The sequence below is a fragment of the Marinobacter sp. M3C genome, from assembly GCF_023311895.1.
Classification (GTDB): domain Bacteria; phylum Pseudomonadota; class Gammaproteobacteria; order Pseudomonadales; family Oleiphilaceae; genus Marinobacter.
In genome coordinates, this window is the sequence record NZ_CP092284.1 from 4025991 (window position 1) to 4045278 (window position 19288).

Annotated in this window: 21 protein-coding genes; 13 read left to right on the plus strand and 8 right to left on the minus strand. The window is 55.2% G+C overall.

What is annotated here, in order from left to right; all coding sequences use genetic code 11:
* Positions 1-113: 113 nt before the first annotated feature.
* The 4 genes from MIH18_RS18915 to MIH18_RS18930 all read left to right on the plus strand — a co-directional run bounded on the left by MIH18_RS18915 (position 114) and on the right by MIH18_RS18930 (position 2166).
* Positions 114-554, plus strand: a complete 441-nt coding sequence (locus tag MIH18_RS18915; RefSeq protein WP_249005765.1) for a hypothetical protein — start codon at positions 114-116, stop codon at positions 552-554.
* Positions 551-1162: a DUF2931 family protein gene (locus MIH18_RS18920; protein WP_249005764.1), complete on the plus strand. Its 612-nt coding sequence runs from the start codon at positions 551-553 to the stop codon at positions 1160-1162. The genes MIH18_RS18915 and MIH18_RS18920 overlap by 4 nt, the downstream gene beginning before the upstream one ends.
* 148 nt (positions 1163-1310) lie before the next feature.
* A complete protein-coding gene (locus MIH18_RS18925) occupies positions 1311-1700 on the plus strand; it encodes a hypothetical protein (RefSeq protein WP_249013250.1) in 390 nt (129 codons plus the stop codon).
* 250 nt (positions 1701-1950) lie between these two features.
* Positions 1951-2166 carry a DUF2931 family protein gene (locus MIH18_RS18930; RefSeq protein WP_249013251.1) on the plus strand — a complete coding sequence of 72 codons (216 nt, stop codon included), beginning with the start codon at positions 1951-1953 and terminating at the stop codon, positions 2164-2166.
* 419 nt (positions 2167-2585) lie between these two features.
* Here the strand turns inward: MIH18_RS18930 and MIH18_RS18935 are convergent, their stop codons facing one another.
* The 4 genes from MIH18_RS18935 to MIH18_RS18950 form a co-directional block, all read right to left on the minus strand.
* Positions 2586-3026, minus strand: a complete 441-nt coding sequence (locus MIH18_RS18935; RefSeq protein ID WP_249013252.1) for a YtoQ family protein — start codon at positions 3024-3026, stop codon at positions 2586-2588.
* 84 nt (positions 3027-3110) lie between these two features.
* A complete protein-coding gene (locus MIH18_RS18940; RefSeq protein WP_249013253.1) occupies positions 3111-4145 on the minus strand; it encodes an ABC transporter substrate-binding protein in 1035 nt (344 codons plus the stop codon).
* 1 nt (position 4146) lies between these two features.
* Positions 4147-5565 carry a sensor histidine kinase gene (locus tag MIH18_RS18945; RefSeq protein ID WP_249013254.1) on the minus strand — a complete coding sequence of 473 codons (1419 nt, stop codon included), beginning with the start codon at positions 5563-5565 and terminating at the stop codon, positions 4147-4149.
* A complete protein-coding gene (locus tag MIH18_RS18950) occupies positions 5562-6230 on the minus strand; it encodes a response regulator transcription factor (RefSeq protein ID WP_249013255.1) in 669 nt (222 codons plus the stop codon). Before MIH18_RS18950 ends, MIH18_RS18945 begins: the two co-directional genes overlap by 4 nt.
* A 162-nt stretch (positions 6231-6392) precedes the next feature.
* Between MIH18_RS18950 and MIH18_RS18955 the strand changes: the two genes are divergently transcribed.
* The 6 genes from MIH18_RS18955 to MIH18_RS18980 all read left to right on the plus strand — a co-directional run bounded on the left by MIH18_RS18955 (position 6393) and on the right by MIH18_RS18980 (position 11890).
* Positions 6393-7379, plus strand: coding sequence for a tripartite tricarboxylate transporter substrate-binding protein (locus MIH18_RS18955; RefSeq protein ID WP_249013256.1), 987 nt, complete (start codon positions 6393-6395; stop codon positions 7377-7379).
* Positions 7376-7825: a tripartite tricarboxylate transporter TctB family protein gene (locus MIH18_RS18960; protein ID WP_249005757.1), complete on the plus strand. Its 450-nt coding sequence runs from the start codon at positions 7376-7378 to the stop codon at positions 7823-7825. The genes MIH18_RS18955 and MIH18_RS18960 overlap by 4 nt, the downstream gene beginning before the upstream one ends.
* A 10-nt stretch (positions 7826-7835) precedes the next feature.
* Positions 7836-9341, plus strand: a complete 1506-nt coding sequence (locus MIH18_RS18965) for a tripartite tricarboxylate transporter permease (RefSeq protein ID WP_249005756.1) — start codon at positions 7836-7838, stop codon at positions 9339-9341.
* 68 nt (positions 9342-9409) lie between these two features.
* Positions 9410-10465 carry an AbrB family transcriptional regulator gene (locus tag MIH18_RS18970; protein ID WP_249005755.1) on the plus strand — a complete coding sequence of 352 codons (1056 nt, stop codon included), beginning with the start codon at positions 9410-9412 and terminating at the stop codon, positions 10463-10465.
* 113 nt (positions 10466-10578) lie between these two features.
* Entirely contained in the window at positions 10579-11532 is a 954-nt protein-coding gene (locus tag MIH18_RS18975) for a DnaJ C-terminal domain-containing protein (RefSeq protein ID WP_249005754.1), read from the plus strand.
* Positions 11533-11545: 13 nt separating this feature from the next.
* Entirely contained in the window at positions 11546-11890 is a 345-nt protein-coding gene (locus tag MIH18_RS18980; RefSeq protein WP_249005753.1) for a chaperone modulator CbpM, read from the plus strand.
* Positions 11891-11944: 54 nt separating this feature from the next.
* Here MIH18_RS18980 and MIH18_RS18985 read toward each other — a convergent pair whose 3' ends face one another.
* Positions 11945-12118, minus strand: coding sequence for a DUF6435 family protein (locus MIH18_RS18985; RefSeq protein WP_249005752.1), 174 nt, complete (start codon positions 12116-12118; stop codon positions 11945-11947).
* A gap of 124 nt (positions 12119-12242) precedes the next feature.
* Between MIH18_RS18985 and MIH18_RS18990 the strand changes: the two genes are divergently transcribed.
* Together MIH18_RS18990 and MIH18_RS18995 are read left to right on the plus strand one after the other, a co-directional pair.
* Positions 12243-12971 (plus strand): thioredoxin domain-containing protein, encoded by a 729-nt coding sequence (locus MIH18_RS18990; RefSeq protein ID WP_249013257.1) that lies wholly within the window; start codon positions 12243-12245, stop codon positions 12969-12971.
* Between the two features lie 148 nt (positions 12972-13119).
* Entirely contained in the window at positions 13120-14127 is a 1008-nt protein-coding gene (locus tag MIH18_RS18995) for a rhodanese-related sulfurtransferase (protein ID WP_249005750.1), read from the plus strand.
* Between the two features lie 65 nt (positions 14128-14192).
* On the opposite strand, the gene MIH18_RS19000 is transcribed toward MIH18_RS18995, so the two are convergent.
* The gene (locus MIH18_RS19000; protein ID WP_249013258.1) at positions 14193-16427 is read right to left on the minus strand and encodes a glycosyltransferase; all 2235 of its coding nucleotides are present in this window, start codon (positions 16425-16427) and stop codon (positions 14193-14195) included.
* A complete protein-coding gene (locus MIH18_RS19005) occupies positions 16424-17557 on the minus strand; it encodes a lysylphosphatidylglycerol synthase transmembrane domain-containing protein (RefSeq protein ID WP_249005748.1) in 1134 nt (377 codons plus the stop codon). The genes MIH18_RS19000 and MIH18_RS19005 overlap by 4 nt, the downstream gene beginning before the upstream one ends.
* Before the next feature lie 168 nt (positions 17558-17725).
* On the opposite strand from MIH18_RS19005, the gene gloA reads away from it, so the two are divergent.
* Complete coding sequence (gene gloA, locus MIH18_RS19010) at positions 17726-18271, plus strand: lactoylglutathione lyase (protein WP_249005747.1); 546 nt, start codon at positions 17726-17728, stop codon at positions 18269-18271.
* 30 nt (positions 18272-18301) lie between these two features.
* Here gloA and MIH18_RS19015 read toward each other — a convergent pair whose 3' ends face one another.
* Positions 18302-19252 carry an EamA family transporter gene (locus MIH18_RS19015; protein WP_249005746.1) on the minus strand — a complete coding sequence of 317 codons (951 nt, stop codon included), beginning with the start codon at positions 19250-19252 and terminating at the stop codon, positions 18302-18304.
* Between the last annotated feature and the right edge of the window lie 36 nt (positions 19253-19288).

The window sequence follows — 19288 nt, forward strand, 5'->3', positions numbered from 1 at the left end:
GTGGGTACTGCTCGGTGCCCACTTCCACATTGTGGAGGCTACCCCACAAGTTCCGCGGCTACCATCCCAGAGACAGTTATGAGTTCGCAAAGGTACTGATGGAGCGCAGGCAGATGAGTGATCAAGGTTGGCTGGGGCCAAATAACCCTGAAGCCACGTTAACGGTTGAAGAAGCCTACCGGCGTCGATTGAAAGAAGGCGAAGTCGAATTGCAGTTCCAACTCTGGCTGGACCGGCGAGTACAGGCCGAGTATTCCCGTGTAGCCCTGCGGCAAATGTATCGGTTGGCAAAAGATGCGGGTGTGCCACTGAATACCGTGAAACCAACAGATATCGGTTTTTCATTATCTGACGAACTCCAACCCATCGCCACCCAGATCACCCATCACATCAACGAAGGTCATCCACTGCAATTAATGCCCAAAGAAGAAGCCTTACTTCGCCAACGCTACATTCATCACTCGGCCCATTATCAGACCGCCGGACCACTTTTTCCATTCAAACCCGCACCCGGTGGCATGCGGAACATCCATCCAAACAGGGGACTCAAATGATCAGAAAGCTCGTAATGCTTGCAACAGTACTCTGCACAAGTGCCCTGTCAGGTGGCTGCACTCTAGCGGGCACTCCCAAATGGGATTACCCGGTTACGTACGATGTTCGAGTGGCTGTCCCACGCCATTATGATGCTTGGGTCAAGCGGTTGCAGTTTGAGGCGACAGGTGAGAGAGCCTGGTGGTGGCCGGTGGGCATCACCAGTTGTTGCTGGAAAGGTCTAGGGAGAGGGGGAGGCGAACTGGACCCCATGCCCGACTACATTCATGTTACGTGGTTTTCTCTCGCTGAACAGCAATCCTATACCTGGCTTATCCACATCCCCGACCCGGAAGCCTTGCGTGAGCGAATGGAGCAGCCAGCACCTGTATACAAGTGGGGAAAACTACACAACTTACCCCGATACAATTTGGTTCTGGGGCTTGCTCCTGGTGGCACAGTCGTCCTATGGATTATGAATTGGGGTGAGACCGCTATTGAGGTGGGGCGTTATCAAGCGGTGCCGTTTGACGATGATGCCAGATACGAGGGTGCCCTAGAGTCCTATATGGAACGTGAGGGTGACTACCTGAAAGAACATGGCATACCTTATGAGCGTTGGGAATAGTCTTGAAACTGTTTGTCGCCAGCTTTTCAGTGACATGCGGAATTCACTCTAGAGACAGCTATGAGTACACAAGAATCCTGATGGACCGTAAGCGGATAGCACCAGCGAAGGCTGGTTGGGGCTATACAATCCTGGAGCCACGCTAATCTTGAAAGAAGCCTACCGGCGTCGATTGAAAGAAGGCGAAGTCGAATTGCAGTTCAAACTCTGGCTAGACCGAAGAGTACAAGCCGAGTATTCACGTGTAGCCCTGCGGCAAATGTATCGGTTGGCGAAAGATGCGGGTGTGCCACTGAATACCGTGAAACCAACAGATATCGGTTTTTCATTATCTGACGAACTCCAACCCATCGCCACCCAGATCACTCGTCACATCAACGAAGGTCATCCACTGCAATTAATGCCCAAAGAAGAAGCCTTACTTCGCCAACGCTACATTCATCACTCGGCCCATTATCAGACCGCCGGACCACTTTTTCCATTCAAACCCGCACCCGGTGGCGTGCGGGACATACATCCAAACAGGGGGCTCAAATGATGAAAAGGTTCGTGATGTTTGCAACGATACTCTTTATGAGTGTGTTGTCGGGCGGCTGCTCCGTAGCGAGCACTCCCAAATGGGATCGCCCTGTAACGTACGGCGTTCGAGTAGCTGTCCCACGTCATTACGACGCCTGGGTCAAAAGATTACGGTTTGAAGCGACAGGTGAGCGAGCCTGGTGGTGGCCGGTAGGCATCACTAGCTGTTGCTGGAAAAGCCGAGGAACGGGGGGGGAGAATTGGAGCCCATGCCCGATTATATCCACGTAACATGGTATTCCTTAGCCGAACAACAGTCCTATACCCGGCTGATCCACATCCCTGACCCGGATGCCTTGCGCGAGCGCATGGAACAACCCGCGCCCGTGCATAAGTGGGGCAAACTACATAACTTGCCTCGATATGACTTGGTTCTCGGGCTCGCCCCCGGGCACGGTTGTCATGTGGATTATGAATTGGGGTGAGACCGCCACCGAAGTGGGACGCTATAAAGCAGTCAAAATAGACACTCACCCTGAGTATTATGAGAAGAGAACTCAACGCTATTTATCGGATAATGGCTCCTATCTCAAACAGCACGGTCTTCAGCTTGACCGTTGGTAAAAATCATTGGCCAACGAGTTACAGGAGGATTAGACCTTTTATCACCACACATCTTTGGGTTTCCACCTGCTCCCAACACAATGACGGCCAGCAGCAGATTGCAAACAAGCATCGTACGGTTCGGCTCGCGGGTGGTGACACCACATATTTCCAGCCCACATTCAATGTTTAACTCGATGCCTGTGACATAGTTTGACTCATCAGGTCCGAGGCAAAGGGCGGCGTAAGTTACGTCTGCGGCTTTGCCATCGAGTCGATATATAAGGTGGCCCTGTGTTTACTAAGCTGTGGTCACGTACTTCAAAACCTCAACCACCTGTTCAGGCGTCTGTGCCCATGCCATGGCGGCAGAGTCTACTTCTTTCAGCGGGTGGACAATGTCGTTGCCGTGCAGGGTAATGTAAGGCGTGCCCATGGCGGCGCAAAAGCCAGCGTCAAAAGCGGCGCTCCACTGTTTGTACTTGTCACCGAAGCGAATCACTGCAAGGTCGCACTGCTCCAGCATCGTTTTCGTGCGAATGTTGTTCACTTTGGATGACTGATGATCGCGCCAAAACGCCACATCGGGCTTGCCCAGCATATCGCCCGCCGCATCGCTGGCTTCGTGGTTTGTGACCGGAGCAGTGAATTCCACGGGCAGGCCAGCCGCTGCTGCGCCCGCCTGAATTTGTTCGCGCCAGTCTGTATGAATTTCGCCAGAAAGATAGACAATCCAGATCATCGGGTTCTCCTGAGGTAATAATTGAGCAGATTAACTGCGGTACCAATAAACGCGGATTTATCATACGTTAGTGGGCAGAGGAATTCATGGCTTGAGAATCTCTATCTCCCGCGCCCAGCGCTGCATAAATAACCGGCGCCTTAAGGGATCATCAAACGCCAGTAGTGACGCGTTAATGGGAATGGGGTAAAGCCGTTCGCCAATCTGGTCGCGCAGGCGTTGGGCGGTGTAGGGCCCAGTGACTTCTGGCAGTACGCTAAACAGTGGGGTGTCGCCGGCAAGCACGCGTTGGCCTTCGGCGCCAAGCAAGAAGTTCATGAAGGTTTTTGCGGCCTCTGCATGGGGCGCGTTCCGGTGCACAAAGGCCATGCGCATCATCACCAGGGCGTAATCCTGGGGAATCTGCACGATCAACTCCGGGTGGCTACGAGCCCATTGCAGAGCATAGGACCCCAGCAGGTTATAGCCCAACCAATAGGGGCCATCGGTGAGTCCGTCAAGCATGGCCTGGGTGTTGTTTTCCAAGCTCATATCGGCTGCGCCCATGGCAGCAACCAAATCCCAGAATCGGGGTGAGTAGCGGGCGTCTTGTTGGAACAGCATCAAGCCGATACCGCTGCCGGTAGGCGAATAAGTGGTGACCCTCCCGCGCAGTAAGTCCTGATGAGTGCTGAGCAGTTTGTGCACATCTGCGTGGGTGGTTGGTGGCATCATGTGGCGCGCCAGTTCAAGCCTGTACACGGTCACTATGGGTTCGAAGGTAAAACCAAACACTTCGTTGCGCCATTTGGCCCAGGCCGGCCAATTGCGTGCGGCGTCGCTGCCCAGCGGTTGCGCCAAGCCTTGGTTCACCAGAGCCATTTGCCAGGGCATGGCGGAGCTGATTACCACGTCAGGCGCCGGGTCGGTATTTTGAGCCCGCTGGTTGACCTCCAGGGTAGAGCGGTCGTAATAGGTCAAGGCGATATCCGGGTGTGCCTGTTCAAACGCTTCGAGCAGAGGGGTGAAAATTTTCAGATCCAGGGCGGCTTCGATAATGAGCGGTGTTGGGTTTTGTGCGGTTGCTACGATGGGCAGCAGGTACAGCAGAATTATGCCTGCGCGCAGGTATGGTGTCATTTCAGGTTTGCTCTGATTGCGAATGTTGCTGCGTGGATGACAGCACAGGGAACTGAACGCCAATCCACAAACCCTGGCCAGGTTCGCTGCGCATCTGCAGGGTTGCGTTGTGTGCTTGTGCGATGGAATCCACAATGGCCAAGCCTAGGCCGGAGCCTGCGGTGTCTTGGCGCCCGCCGCGTTCGAAGGGCTGGTGTAGTCGTTCAAGCAAGGCATTGCTAACGCCGGAGCCGGAGTCCTGAATGCTCAGTGTTATCAAACCTGCAGACTGCTTCAGGCCTAGTGTGATTTCACTGCCGGCGGGGGTGTAGAGAAGAGCGTTATCGATCAAATTGCCGATCATTTCCCGCAGCGACCAGGGTTCGCCCGAAATAACAAGCGGACTGTCTGGCATTACGGCCAGACCCAAGTCATGATTTTGTGCGGTATCGCGCTCCGCCCATTCCATCACGGTCTCGCGCAGCAGGTCGGTCAGGTTGAGCCTGGCGTGTATTTCGCCCGTGCCGTGGCGCAGGCGTGCCAGACTCAACAGCTGACCAGCCAGTCGGCTGGTGCGTTCGCTGCTGTCGTGAACGGTTTGCAGCGCTTGGCGCCAGTCTTCCGGCTTGTTGCTCAGCAGTGCCAGTTCGCTGACGCTCTGCAGGCCCGCTAATGGGGTTTTCAGCTGGTGGCTGGCGTCTGCGGTAAATCGCAGTAAGGTATTGCGGCCCTGGCGCTGGCGTTCAAACAGTACGTTCAATGTTTCCACCAATTCGTAGAGTTCGCCAGGCACTTGCGCGCCCACGGGGCTGACATCGTTGGCTTTGCGCTGGAGCAGAGTTCGTCTCAGGCGACGCACAGGTTGTAACGCCATGCGAATGGCCAATATGGACAGCAGTGCAGTCAGGGCAACCATAGCCAAAAAGCGGGTCAGGGTGCCTAAAAAGAGTTCTTTGGCCAGCGCCTCGCGGCCCGACATGGTGTGGCCCACCCAGATTTGCACCGGTTCGCTGGATTCCCAGCCTGCGGATCTGAGTTCCCGGCCGTATAGGCGAATGCGTACACCACGGTTCTGGGCGAATTTCCACATGGGGTTCGTGCTGAAGGCGTCACCCAGGCTCTTTGCCATTGCGCGATTCAGATTACCCGTTATCTGCTGGCCTGCGGCGTTCAAGAGAGTGTAGAACACCCGTTCTTGATGATCGGTGGCCAGAATCTGGAGTGCAGCGGCGGGTATTTCCACTATCGGTTCGCCATCTTGCCATTGTACGGCTTCGGCGATGGTCAGGCTTGCAGCCTGCAACTGGCTGTCATAGGCCCGGCCAGCGGCACGCTGAGCGCTGGTGTAGGCTTCAATCAACAGGAAAGTTCCCAAAAGACCCACGGCAGCCAACAACCAGCCGGCCAGGCGTTGCTTAAGCGTGCCGTCAATCACGATCACTCTGGGTCGTCCTCCAGCCGGTAGCCAAGCCCGCGCAGAGTGCGAATACGCACACCACTTCCACTTAAGCGCTTACGTAGACGGCTGATATAAACCTCCAGGGCATTGGGCCCGACTTCGCCGAATCCGAACAGTCGGTCAATTAACTGTTCCCGTGGCGCAATGCGCTCGGCGTGCAGCAGCAGCCCTTCCATCAGCCCCAGCTCTCTGCGCGGTAAGTCCAGGCGTTCGCCGTGTAGGGTCACGTCGCCTGATTTTTGATCAAAACACAGCGGCCCAAAGCGCAGGCGGTTGTCGGTGCGCTGTTGGCTGCGGCGCATCAGAGCGCGCACCCGCGCCTGCAATTCTGGAAGCGAGAAAGGTTTGGTCAGGTAATCGTCGGCGCCGGCGTCTAGTCCCTGTACGCGCTCGGCCACCCCATCGCGGGCAGTCAGAATCAACACGGGCGTGGCGTTGCCGCGGTTGCGAATTTCCGTTAGCAGCGCCAACCCACTGCCATCGGGCAGGCCCAAGTCTAATACCACCAAATCAAACTGGCTGTGGGCCAGAGCCGTGCGGGCCTCACTTAAACGATGAAACACCTCAACCGTATTGCCCAGCGGCGCCAGGCTCTGGGTCAGGGAAACGGCAATCAGCGGGTCGTCTTCGACGATAAGCAGGCGCATTGGGACGGTGTCTCATATTGGGTGAGAGTGACAACGATAATTATAGAGGTCTGACAGGTTGATGACAGGTTAGGTCTCTAATATCAGTAGCGTCACAAACAATAGTAACCGCAAGAAGGTGCAGTCTCACCCTTGTGGACAACAACGACACGGGAGTCTTTTATGAAACTCAATTCCGTTTTTCTGCGCTGGTCGGCCCCGCTTGTTATGGGCGCGGCTTTGGTTTCTGGCAATGCCGCTGCCCAATCCGGCGCCACCGAGTGCATTGCTCCGGCCAAACCTGGCGGTGGTTACGATTTGACCTGCCGCCTTGCGGCCAACGGCTTGCAAGACACAAACCTGATTGATCGCCCGATGATGGTCAGCTATATGCCCGGCGGTATCGGCGCGGTTGCTTACAACCACGTTAACGGCATTCGTAGAGACGACCCCAGCCTGATTGTGGCTGCCAGTACCGGTGCTGCAGTAAATCTGGCACTGGGCAAGTTCGGCAAGTACGACGGTGGCGAAGTTCGTTGGTTGGGTGCGCTGGGCGCGGATTACGGAGCCATTGTGGTTAGAGCCGACGCGCCTTGGGAAAATCTCGACGAGCTGATGAAAGATCTCAAAAAAGGCCCCAGCGAAATTGTATTCGGTGCGGGTGGCACCGTAGGCAGTCAGGACTGGATGAAAGCAGCTCTGATAGCCAAGGCCACCGATATTTCACCCCGCGACCTGCGCTACGTAGCCTTTGAAGGCGGCGGTGAGTCACTGGCTGCTCTGCTGGGTGGACATATCAAAGTGTTCACCGGCGATCTTTCCGAGCTGCGCCCGCATCTGGACAGCGGCAAGATACGCGTGCTGGCGGCACTGTCTGACGAGCGCGTGGGCGGTCCTTACGCCGACATCCCCACCGCCATTGAGCAGGGCTATGATGTTGAATGGCCCATTTGGCGCGGTTACTACATGGGCCCGGACGTCAGCGACGAGGCCTACAACGCTTGGGTAGACCTTTTCAAAGAATTGTCTGAAAAAGAGAAGTTTGGCGAACTGCGTGCAGCCCGAGGCCTGTTCCCGATGGCGCGCTTCGGCGAAGACTTCGACACCTACGTGAAACAGCAAGTTGCACAGTTCAAGCAGCTGGCTAAAGAGGTAGGGCTGACAAAATGAGAATCGCCGCCGACCGGATTTTAGGGATTGCCCTGATTGGTCTGGCGGCGCTGGCTGCTTTTAACGCGTCGCAGTTCGAGGTTTTGTTCAGCTACGAACCGGTAGGGCCCAAGGCCTTCCCGATTCTGTTGGCGGCCATTCTGGCCAGCTTGTCGCTGGTGCTGGTGTTTCGTCCCGGCAAAAACGGCGAATGGCCAGACAAACACGTTGCGTTAAGGCTGCTTGCGGTGCTGGTTGTTCTACTGGTGTACGCCATGCTGTTTACCCGCCTGGGCTTCATGATAACCACTTTTGTGATGGTGCTGCTTCTGGCACTTTTGTTCGAGGCGCCCTGGAAAAAGGCGTTGGTCACAGGTGTGTGTCTGGCGGTGGGTAGCTACTACCTGTTCACTAAGGGGCTGGGTATTTCTTTGCCAACCGGTCTTTGGCTGCCCAAATTTAACTGAGGCCCGCGCCATGTTTGATTTTCTGATTCAAGGTTTTGATGTCGCGCTTACGCCCCTGAACCTGGGGCTGGCGTTTATGGGTGCCTTGCTGGGCACTCTGTTTGGCGCTTTGCCGGGCATTGGACCGATCAACGGCATCGCGATTCTGATGCCGCTGGCCTACACGCTGGGCTTGCCGGCGGAATCTGCGCTTATTCTGCTAGCGGGCGTGTACACCGGCGCCGAGTACGGTGGCCGCATGTCCAGTATTCTGCTCAACGTACCCGGCGATGCCGGCGCGGTAATGACCACACTGGATGGTTATCCACTGGCGAAAAAAGGCCTGGCCGGGCCGGCGCTGGGGCTCTCTGCCGTTAGCTCGTTTGTGGGCGCGACCGTTGCTATTATTGGCCTGACGCTGTTTGCGCCCATGCTGGCGGAAGTGGCGGTGCTGTTTGGCCCCGCTGAATTCTTCGGGTTGATGGTGTTCGCCTTTGCGTCTATGTCCGTGATGATGGGTAATGACCCGGTCAAAACCGGCATTGGTGCTGTTCTGGGTGTGCTGGTGGCTATGATTGGTGTTGATTCCGGCACCGGTGTTATGCGCTTCACCCTGGATATGCCAGAGCTTTACGACGGCGTCGACTTTGTGGTGATGATCATAGGCCTGTTCGCCATCAGTGAGATTTTGCTGATGCTGGAGCACGCTCACAGCAAAAAAGCGGAAGACGACATGCCGCCGGTGGGCCGGGTGATGGTTCACGTGAAAGAGATTATGTACTGCAAATGGGCAATGCTCCGCAGCAGCATTATCGGCTTTATTGTGGGCGTACTGCCAGGGACCGGCGCCTCTGTCGCCAGCGCGGTCGCCTACACCACTGAAAAACGGTTGTCAGACAAAGACAATACCTTTGGCACCGGCGATATGCGCGGCCTGGCCGCTCCGGAAGCAGGCAACAACGCTGCAGCTGTAGGTTCTTTTGTGCCAATGCTGACTCTGGGTATTCCTGGTTCCGGCACCACCGCCGTGCTGTTGGGTGCGCTGATGCTGTACAACATCACCCCGGGGCCTATGATGTTCACCGAACGCCCGGAGGTGGCCGGTGGCCTGATTGCTTCCCTATACATCGGTAACATCGTACTGTTGTTGTTGAACCTACCGCTGGCCGGCCTGTTTGCAAAAGTTCTGACCATTCCACGCTGGGCGCTGGTTCCAGGCATAGCCATTCTGGCATTTGTGGGGGTGTACCAGTTGCACTCAAGCTTGACCGCGATCTACATGATGTTGGTGATTGGGGTGGTGGGCTTCGCACTGCGCAAGCTAGGGTTCTCGCTTGCGCCGATCATTTTGGGGTACGTGCTCGGGGGCCTGATGGAAGACAATCTGCGTCGTGCGTTGTCCATCAGCGGTGGTGATATGAACATTCTGTGGCAGTCTGGTATCTCTATTGGGTTGTGGATCGCGGCGGCGTTATTGGTGACGATGCCGTTGATTATGGCAAAACTGCTGCCCGGCAAGTCGCTGACTCATGCCTAAATACGAATAAAGTGAAAAGAGCAGAGAGAGCGGCGAAAGTGGTGGAAAAAGCAAGAACGGTAAGCGCCATGAAACGCGGGTGCTTGAATGCGGCCAGGCGGTTGCCAACGATGTTATTGGGCGTTTTCGGCGGTGGTGTGGCTTACGTCATCCATATGCCGTTGCCCTGGCTGCTGGGTTCGCTGATTGTTACCACGGTGCTGAGCCTCGGTGGTATGCGGCTACAAGCCCCCACCACCATGCGCAAAGCGGTTCTGGTGGTAATCGGCGTGATGCTGGGCACCGCGTTTACCGCGGATATGAGCGGCGATATCAGGTTGTGGGCCGCCAGCCTTGGCATCATGCTGGTTAGTACGGCAATTATGATGGCAGTGTCTGTGTGGATGAGCCGGCGCATAGCCGGTAATTCCATCGACACAGCGGCTTATGCCGGCATGCCCGGCGGTGTTTCTACGGTGATTTTGATGGCGTCTGAAACCAGCGCTGACCTGCGCGTCGTGGGGCTTACCCACGCCATGCGTATTTTGGTGCTGTTACTGGCAATTCCCCCCTTATTGCAAATTATTGGTCACGTTAGCCTGCAAGCGCCGGTTATGTCGCTGGCCCAGTGGTTTAGCTTTCCCGATTTTATAGACACCTTGTGGCTGATTGGCGCGGGTTTAGTTGGCTTCTGGCTGGGGCGTCTGCTGCGCTTGCCCAACCCGCTGCTGTTCGGGCCAGTTATAGCGTCCGCGGCACTGCACATCACTGGCATCAGCGACGCCAGCGTACCGCCGTTTATTGTGGCTTTCGCCCAAGTGTTGATTGGCGTTTCTGTAGGTGTTCGCTTTGGCGGCACCTCGTTGAAGGAGGTGGGATTTAACCTGTTGATTGCATTCGTGCAGGCGCTGGTGTTGCTGCTGATCGCCTTTGCTGCCGCTTGGGTGGCCTACGCGCTGACGGGCTATTCGGCCGCTGCTGCGCTGTTGGCGTACATGCCTGGCGGGGCGCCTGAGTTGAGCCTGGTCGCTTTGTCGCTGGGTATCGAGCCGGCCTTTGTCACTTCTCACCATTTGTTGCGCATTACCGTGCTGATTCTTCTGACGCCAATGCTGGTCGCCTGGATGAAACGCCTGCACCGCTAAACCGGTTAGCTGCGGCAACTCACTTGCAATTTTCCCGTTTGGGCCGATGATAGATAGTAGGATAACCATCTTTGAGCCGCTGCGAGCCGCTGTGCGCCGATATGAGGAAAGCCATGGATTTCAAAGATTATTACGCCGTGCTCGGTGTGAGCGAGTCTGCCTCTCCCGAAGACGTTAAAAAGTCCTATCGCAAACTGGCGCGGAAATATCATCCGGACGTGAGCAAGGAAGACAACGCCGATGAGATGTTCAAAAATGTCGGCGAAGCCTATGAAGTTCTGAAAGACCCGGAAAAACGCACCGAATACGACCAGTTGCGCAAGTACGGCGCGCAACCTGACGGTTCATTCCAGCCACCCCCTGGCTGGCAGAGTGAATCCGGTTTTGGCCGCGGTGGCTACACCGAAGCCGATGCCAGCCAGTTCAGTGACTTTTTCGAGCAGATGTTTGGCCGTGGCCAGCAGGCCGGTGGCGGCGGTTTTCGTCAGAACACGCGCATGCGCGGTGAAGACATTCATGCCCGCCTGGCGCTATTTCTGGAAGAAGCCTACAACGGTTGCGACAAACAGGTGTCGTTCGTTGTGCACAGCGCAGACGAGCATGGCCGGGTTGCGGCGCGGCAGAAAACCCTCAAGGTCAAAATCCCCGCTGGCATGCGCGAGGGCCAGCACATTCGCCTGAAAGGCCAGGGTTCGCCCGGCGTGGGTGGTGCCAGCGCCGGGGACCTGTTTATTGAGATGGAACTGGCGCCTCATCCGCAGTTCACAGTAGAAGGCAACGACGTGCTGATCACTGTGCCTATCAGCCCGTGGGAGGGCGCGTTAGGTGCCAGCATTACAGTGCCGGTAGTCGGTGGTAAGGTGAGCGTGAAGGTACCGAAAGGTTCTTCCAGCGGTCGCAAGCTGCGCCTGAAAGGCAAGGGCTTGCCTGGCAAGCACGTGGGTGACCAGATTGTGACGTTGCTGGTGACGCTACCTGAGGAGCATTCGGAACAAACGCTGGCCATTTACCAACAGCTGGCAGACGCCGAAAAAGACTTCAACCCACGCGCCAAACTGCACGTGTAACCGGAGGTTTGGGATGAGCAGACAAGACCGCATTTTGACTGTAGAAATTACCGATACCGACGGTGGTGTGTTTACATTGCACGAGATTTGCGAACGTGGCGAATGCCACGCAGAATTCGTGATTAAGCTGGTGAACTACGGCATTGTGTCGCCCATTGAAGAGGACCACCCACCGCGGGACTGGCAATTCGATGTAATGGCTTTAACACGCCTACAGCGGGCGCTAAGACTGCAGCAGGATTTGAAACTGAATTTGCCGGGTCTGGCGGTATCGCTCGATTTGCTGGATGAAGTTCAGCAAATGCGTAGGGAAGTAAACCGCCTTAACCAGCGCCTTCGACAGCTATCAGGCGAATAGGCTAAACGTAAGTATTCGGCTCGTGCTGATGACAGCAGCGCCGTTGTTTTGTATTCAGGCGCTCTTTTCGAGCGCTTGAATTTTCGCATACAGGCTCTCTGCCTCTAACATCAGCGTGCTGTGGGTGCGTAAATCCCCATTGCGCTGATAGTGAAGTGCTTTTTCCAACTTGGCCTCGTAAGCTTTTTGCAGCTTTTTCTTCGGATCGCTTTTAAATAATCCCAACATTGAATCTTCCTTAATTAGTAGAATTTTGTGTGTATACGGCAAATACATCGAATCCGATGACTAGGCCGGCACTACAGTTTATGCTCTACTGCTAAGCTTTTAACACGCAACGGAGTTGGTTTTCATGGGTGAAGCAAAACGTCGCCATCACAGCGGTTCCGCTGGGGCTCATAAACCGTCCAGCAAGTGCTCTCTGGCCTTGAGTGTTATGACTTTGATTGTCGTCGCCATGTTGATTGGCCTGTTTTTTATAACGTCTGGCCCGTCGCCGGATTCTGATGAACTGCCCGTTGCAAAAGAAGGTACACCGGAGTTTCCAGCTGGGTTGGACCAGTTTGGTGTTTCAGTGGGTGCAGCGGATGCGCCGGTTGTGGTGCGGGAATTTGCGGATTATCAGTGTCCGGCCTGCGCCCGCTTCGCCGACGCTAGCCAACGCTTGAAAAAAGAGTACGTGGAAAGCGGCAAGGTGCGTTTTGTGTACTTTGAGCTGCCGTTATCACAGCACGCCAACGCCATGCCGGCGGCCCAAGCCGCGCGCTGTGCGGGCGACCAGAACGCCTTTTGGCCCATGCACGATGCGTTGTACAGCAATCAGTCGGCCTGGGCGGACGTTTCAGATCCGCAGGCAACGTTTACCCGCTATGCTGGCGACCTTGGGCTGAGTGAAAATCGATTCAGCCGCTGCATGGCCACCGAACTGCACCGCGAGGCCATTGAACAAAGTGCCAAAGTAGCAACGCAGTTGCGAGTGGTCAGCACACCCACTGTGATGGTCGATAACATCGTCCTGACCCGTCCGGGCTGGGGTCAGCTGTCGGCTGTGGTGGAACGCGAACTGGCTGCCAGCCGCTAAATTTCCTGGTGATATCTGGCTGCAGCGCACTGCTGCGGCCACTCCTGACTTGATCCATCGCCTTAATTGGCTAAAATTACTCCCTCTTTGAATACCAGACTATCCTAACCATGCTCCGGATTTACGGTCCGGCCCGCAGGAGATTGCTATGACCGATGTCGTTGTTGTGTGTGCGCTGTATAAGTTCGCTGTTCTGAACGACTACCAGGCCCTTCGCCAGCCGCTGCTGAGCCTGATGCTGGAAAAAGGTGTGCACGGCACATTATTGTTGGCCAGTGAGGGCATGAATGGCACCGTAGCCGGCAGCCGCGACGGCGTTGATGCGGTAAAGGCCTGGATTAACAGCGATGACCGTTTCGCCGGTATTGAGTACAAGGAATCGTTTGTCGGCGAGCAGCCGTTCAAGCGCACCAAGGTCAAGCTGAAGAAAGAAATTGTCACCATGGGCGTTGAAGGTATTGATCCAAAGCGCATCGTGGGCACCTACCTGAATCCCGAGCAGTGGAACGAATTGATTTCCGATCCCGAGGTGGTGCTGGTCGATACCCGCAACCAGTATGAAGTGGAAATCGGCACCTTCAAAAACGCCCTTAACCCCGCCACAGATACGTTTCGCGAATTTCCCGAGTACGTAAGACAGAACCTTGATCCGGCCAAACACAAGAAAATTGCCATGTTCTGCACCGGTGGTATTCGCTGTGAAAAATCGACGGCCTATATGAAAGAGCAGGGCTTTGACGAGGTGTATCACCTCAAAGGTGGCATTTTAAAATACCTGGAAGAGATGCCGGAAGAGAAAAGCTTGTGGGAAGGTGAATGTTTCGTATTTGACGATCGTGTCACGGTCAATCATCGTCTCGAACGTGGCGATTATGACCAGTGCCACGCCTGCCGTCGCCCGATCACTGAAAATGACAAGCTGCGGCCGGAGTACAACAAAGGCGTGAGCTGTCACCAGTGCGCTGGCGTATCAAGCGAGTCCCAAAAGGCACGATTCGCCGAGCGCGAACGGCAAATGCGCCTGGCCGAGGAACGGGGTGAAGTTCACGTAGGGGGCGATGCGGCCCGCGTTGTTGCTGAACGCAAAAAACGCAAGCAGGCCGAGCGTGCACGTCAGGCCAAACTAAGCCTGGAAGGTGAAAAAGCCCGTTCCTGATGGGCTCAACGCTTTTATCCAGCGCAAGCCGTGAGCATCGGAAAAGCCGTTAGCGGTCTGCGGCTTTAAGACCTTCTAGGTCTCGCCTTTTTGGCGGCCAGTGCCAGCGTTTCACCGTAAATTCGACGCACGTCTTTGGCAAACTGCTCGACTGAATAGTCCCTGGCAAAGGCCAGGGCCTGTTCTGCCAATTGTTGGCGCAGCTCATCCTGTTCCAGTAATTGTTGTACTCGCTCGCACCACAGGCCCTGTTTCTCCGGTGTTTTAAAACCGTTGAAGCCTTGGCGTACTACGTCATCAATTCCGCTTGAGCGCACGGCCACTACCGGCAAACCTGCCGCCATGGCCTCCAGAATCACCATGCCCTGGGTTTCTGATTTCGACGCAAACACAAAGATGTCGCCCAATTGATACCAGGTGGCCATAGCCTCTGGCTCAACGCTGCCGGCCAGGGTGATGTGCTGCTGTAAACCCAGACCGTCTATCTTTTGTTGCAGGCGTTCACGCTGATGGCCTTCGCCAATCATGACAAAGTGAAACGCAACGGCGGTTTTGCCGCGCAGTTCATTCAGCCCATCGATCATGAAGTCGATGTTTTTCTCGCTCGACAGTCGCGACACACTCACCAGCACTTTCTCGTTTTTCAGGCCCAATCGTTTGCGCAATTTTTGCACATCGGCGGGGTTCACCGCCTGAAAACGCTCATACTCAATGCCGGTAGGCTGCACGTAAACGGGAGTTTTCACCCCGATCATCCGCAGATATTCTTCAATCGAGTAAGTGGGAACAATCACCGTGTCGCACTTGTTGGCAAAGCGTTTGATCAGCGCGTGGGAAATCAGATTACGAAACAGCATGCCTGGCAGGGGGACAAAGTGCGCGTAATGCTCTAGCCGTGTGTGGTAGGTGTACACCGCGGGTACTTTTAACCGGCGGGCCAGAAACAGCCCGAGCGACCCCAGCCAGAAGGGGTGGTGCAGGTGAATAATGTCTGGCTTGAAAGCCCGCAGGCGTTTGCGAATGCGGCTTAAAAATATATTGGCCAAGCGGAATTCGCGTTTGGAGCCCATGGTGAGCAGCGCTGGTACCCGCAGGACGCTTTCTTCCTGTGCCGGCTGGTTCTGATAACGCGGCGCCACCACCAGCACACTGTCGCCCATGGCTTCCAGTCCCCGGCGCAAACGGGCAATGGATATAGGCACGCCGCCAATAAACGGCAAATAATTGTTGGTGAACATGGCCACCCGTATGGGCTTTTGCAAAAAGGGCGTGGCGTCCAGATCGTAGTCTGGGTAGTAGTTTTTACCAACGAAGATAAGGCCGTAAAGCTTAATAGCGATGGCGGAAAACACAGCTATCAGTAAAAAGAAATTCAGGTAGCCGGTGTAAAACAGCGAATAGATAAAGAACCACAGGCTTTCCAGTTTTTTCAAAAGCGGATGCTGGCCCACTTCCAGCTTTTGCAGCGTGTGGCTGACGTTGCCGTTAGTATCAATTTGCAGCATCAGATAGTGGTAGAAACTGATGTCGTCATTCAATACCAGGCCGCCCGCACCGCCGGTGGTTATAAATAGGGTGCTGTCGATTATTTGCTCGTCGTAAAGGGACAGGTTTGCAGAGATGACCGCGTTTACGTCGTACTTCTTGACGATGTCCAGCAGTGCCTCACGGAATTCCGGTGGCTGTAGATAGTCGTCACTCTGGTCAAAAGGCGCACTTTGGGATGGGTGTAACGGCGGGTCACCGATAAAGATAATGCGGGCCTTGGAGGTGTCTTCGGCCAGCAGTTCATCGAGCCAATGCAGCTGCCATTGCCAAGCGGTTTTGCCGGTACTGTCGAGGAAGATTAACCGGCTGACGCCGGCGCGTACGCTGTAAAAATGCGGGCCGAAATGATCGTAAAAGCGGAAGCTGCCAAAGTTGTCATATTCGTTGTCGCCAAAGGTCATCAACCAGGGGATGTCCAGGTGCCCCAGCGAGCCAAACAACGCCCGGTATTTGTCCTCGCCACCGCCGCTGACCGCATTACCGGCGGACACCATAAAGTCGTATTCGGCCGCGTTTAGCGCCGGCACGATACGTTCCTCAAAAATACCGATGGAGTTATTGATGTTGCCAACCACCGCGAAGCGCAGTGGTTGGTCGTTTGCCAGGGCCTCGCTAATACGCTCTGCCTGCTTGGAATGCAGCGAATTGAAGTCCTTCATAAACAGGTTCAGGTATACTTTGTAGCCCACCAGCAGAACCACCACGGTGAGGCAAAGGTAAAAGAGCCATTTCAGAAGCCGTGGGCGATTCATGGTTCTGCTCGCCGCTGCCGTATTAACTCCTGTTGCATGACCACCAGGCCAATCAGCATACCGAGATAAATGGTCAGAAAACGCCAGGCCACAATCACCAGCAGAAGATGTGAGGGTGCCAGGATCTCGCTGAAAAAACTGCCAAACACGCCTTCTGAAATGCCTGATGCTCCCGGGGTGGGCGAGAAGTACATGATGAAGGTTGTGACCACCACCAAGCCTAGCGTTGTTATATAGTCCACCGTGTAATCCAGGCTGTGGAGCAAAAGGGCCGGAAAGCTGAACAGGCTGAGCAGAAAAACAGCGGTAAATAACACCGACAGCGCAATAAACATTGGCTGGCCGCGCAGATAGTCGCCAAAACTGGCGGAAAACCTCAGCATCTCCCGCTTGGCCTTGAACTGCCAGTGTCGGTGGCCTTCAGCGCTTATCAGCTTCAGGCGCCACAAAGCCGTCAGTAGTTTCGCCAAAGGCGCCATAAGCCACCGTGTGCGCAATAACAGCACCGCGAAAAACCCCAAGTACAGCAAAATGAGGAACGTCAGTGCGATACCCACATTGCCGCTGATTGCGCGTCCCTCCAATGCTTCTAATGACAGCAGAAACACCGGTGTCAGCGAAAAAATAAAGATAACGGCCAACAGAGTGCGGATGGTAGTGGCCGCGGTTGCGGTGCCTATGGGTACGCCGTGCTTGTGCAGATACCAGATTTGGGCAAAACCGCCGCCGGTGGCCATAGGCGTGACGTTTGAGAAAAACAGATTAATAAACACCAGCCGGGCGATGACCGCGGCATTCAGCCGGTGCCCCAGTGCGCGCAGAGTAAAGTGAAGGCGTAGGGCGTCCGTGCTGAAGTAAACAGCAAGCAGAGCGGCCAGAGGCAGCAGCGTAGCCGGCTCCAACAGGCGGTTGTCAAAGCTCAGGCTTTTGCCTGCAAAATGGGTATAAACGGTGTAAAGGCCAACGCTTGTGAGCGCGACGAACAAAAGGCTGAATAGCGCCAGACGTTTTCCAGATGTGCCCTTTCGATTTGAATTGATAGCACGTCTTCTGGTGGTTTCAACCTGCGCTTTGGGTATTGGTTCGGGCGCTTTCGGGCAGGTTTGATGTTTTTCAGTGGGCTGGTTCACAGCGGAAGTACTCACGTCAGGCGTATAAGAGCAACATGGCCAATTTAGAGTGTGTAGCCTAACATAACCTTGAAAAGCCCTCGGCGGATCACAATTAAACCTTGTACACCTGCCATTCATCGGCTGCGTGCTTATAGGCATTGCGCGGCTTACCAACAGGTTTTCATTATGCCAAAACACTTTGAACAGGCGCCCGGACTTCATCACGAGCCGGTACCAGAAACTGAAGGCTTCGTATTTAACCAAACCATGTTACGAGTAAAAGATCCTCAAAAATCCCTGGATTTTTACAGTCGGGTTCTGGGTATGCGTTTGGTCCGCAAACTTGACTTTCCGGAGATGAAGTTCACCCTGTATTTTCTGGGGTATCTGGATGATCGTCAGGCCAGCATGGTGCCGACCGATGATGCCTATCGCACCACCTACACCTTTGGCCGCGAAGCCATGTTGGAGCTGACTCATAACTGGGGCACGGAGAACGACGACGATTTTGCCTACCACAACGGCAACGACCAGCCCCAGGGCTTTGGCCACATTGGTATCGCGGTGCCGGATGTTTACTCGGCCTGTGATCGGTTCGAGGCTTTGCACGTCGATTTTGTGAAAAAGCCGGATGACGGCAAAATGAAGGGCCTGGCGTTTATAAAAGACCCCGACGGCTACTGGATTGAAATTCTGCAGCCCGATATGCTTGAACACCAGCGCAAAGACTGATGCGCGCGGTCAGCCTTTAACGCCCACTCGTTAGTTGGCTGGCCGTGGTTGGTTACCGTAGCGTGACGCTACCACCACCGCTACGGTGAGTATAAACGCGCCCGCAAGGCCGATTGTGCCTAATTCCTCGCCCAGAATCAGCCATGCCAGTAGTGCGACAAATAAGGGTTCGAGAATAACGATGATGCTGGCCAGGGTGGCCGGCGTTGTCTGCATGCCTGCAAAAAAGCATAGGTAGCCGATACAGGTTGGCACTACCCCGATGTAAATCACCATCAGCCAGTGCTGCCATTGCAAGTTTTGCACTTCGGCAAAGCCACCGCTGAAATAGACCGCTGGCAGCAAGACCAACGCAGCGGTGAAGAAGCACAGAAAAGCGGTGGTAAACACCGGCGTTCGCGCAGAGTTGTAACGGCTGGTCAGGTTGAACCCGGTGTACACCGCCGCGGCCAGCAGCGACATTAAAATACCGGCCAGGCGTAGCGTACCCGCAGTTTCCATATCGCTTAACACCAGCATAACGGTACCGGCTATGGCAACGAACAGTGCCGCCAGGGTAATCGCGCCCGGTTTTTCACCCAGTATGGGTGCCGCCAACAGGGCCACAAACACAGGTGGCAGGCACAGTGAAATCAAAGTGGCAATGCCGGCGCCGGTCAAATCTACCGCCACCAGATAGCTGCCCTGGTAAAATGCTTGAAAAATGCCCAGCCCGGCCAGTGGCACCAAAGCGTTTAACGGAATTTCTCGCAGGCGGGTGAGCGGCGCAGGGCCGTCTGTCGGGTTTTGCCGTTGCTGGCGGGCCAGCCGGTGTTGTTCGCGGCGCATCAACAGCCAGAAAAACGGCAGGGCTACCATTAATCGGAGTAAGCCCAGGGTAAGGCCTCCCAGATCAGAACTGGCAAACAGAAATTTAGCGACGATGCTGGTGGTAGACCAGAGCACGGCCGCAAATGCGATTAGCAATACGCCCCTGAGCATAAGAACATCCGGCAAAAAGAAAGGAAGCTATGATAG

Bases quoted from the DNA above. Each gene is read 5' to 3' on its own strand.
- MIH18_RS18965 (WP_249005756.1), top strand. From the start codon at position 7,836: ATGTTTGATTTTCTGATTCAAGGTTTTGATGTCGCGCTTACGCCCCTG.
- MIH18_RS18975 (WP_249005754.1), top strand. From the start codon at position 10,579: ATGGATTTCAAAGATTATTACGCCGTGCTCGGTGTGAGCGAGTCTGCC.
- MIH18_RS18930 (WP_249013251.1), top strand. From the start codon at position 1,951: ATGCCCGATTATATCCACGTAACATGGTATTCCTTAGCCGAACAACAG.
- MIH18_RS19015 (WP_249005746.1), bottom strand. From the start codon at position 19,252: ATGCTCAGGGGCGTATTGCTAATCGCATTTGCGGCCGTGCTCTGGTCT.
- MIH18_RS18935 (WP_249013252.1), bottom strand. From the start codon at position 3,026: ATGATCTGGATTGTCTATCTTTCTGGCGAAATTCATACAGACTGGCGC.
- MIH18_RS18980 (WP_249005753.1), top strand. From the start codon at position 11,546: ATGAGCAGACAAGACCGCATTTTGACTGTAGAAATTACCGATACCGAC.
- MIH18_RS18950 (WP_249013255.1), bottom strand. From the start codon at position 6,230: ATGCGCCTGCTTATCGTCGAAGACGACCCGCTGATTGCCGTTTCCCTG.
- MIH18_RS19000 (WP_249013258.1), bottom strand. From the start codon at position 16,427: ATGAATCGCCCACGGCTTCTGAAATGGCTCTTTTACCTTTGCCTCACC.
- MIH18_RS18970 (WP_249005755.1), top strand. From the start codon at position 9,410: ATGAAACGCGGGTGCTTGAATGCGGCCAGGCGGTTGCCAACGATGTTA.
- MIH18_RS18920 (WP_249005764.1), top strand. From the start codon at position 551: ATGATCAGAAAGCTCGTAATGCTTGCAACAGTACTCTGCACAAGTGCC.
- MIH18_RS18990 (WP_249013257.1), top strand. From the start codon at position 12,243: ATGGGTGAAGCAAAACGTCGCCATCACAGCGGTTCCGCTGGGGCTCAT.
- MIH18_RS18955 (WP_249013256.1), top strand. From the start codon at position 6,393: ATGAAACTCAATTCCGTTTTTCTGCGCTGGTCGGCCCCGCTTGTTATG.
- MIH18_RS18915 (WP_249005765.1), top strand. From the start codon at position 114: ATGAGTGATCAAGGTTGGCTGGGGCCAAATAACCCTGAAGCCACGTTA.
- MIH18_RS18940 (WP_249013253.1), bottom strand. From the start codon at position 4,145: ATGACACCATACCTGCGCGCAGGCATAATTCTGCTGTACCTGCTGCCC.
- MIH18_RS18960 (WP_249005757.1), top strand. From the start codon at position 7,376: ATGAGAATCGCCGCCGACCGGATTTTAGGGATTGCCCTGATTGGTCTG.
- MIH18_RS18985 (WP_249005752.1), bottom strand. From the start codon at position 12,118: ATGTTGGGATTATTTAAAAGCGATCCGAAGAAAAAGCTGCAAAAAGCT.
- gloA (WP_249005747.1), top strand. From the start codon at position 17,726: ATGCCAAAACACTTTGAACAGGCGCCCGGACTTCATCACGAGCCGGTA.
- MIH18_RS18995 (WP_249005750.1), top strand. From the start codon at position 13,120: ATGACCGATGTCGTTGTTGTGTGTGCGCTGTATAAGTTCGCTGTTCTG.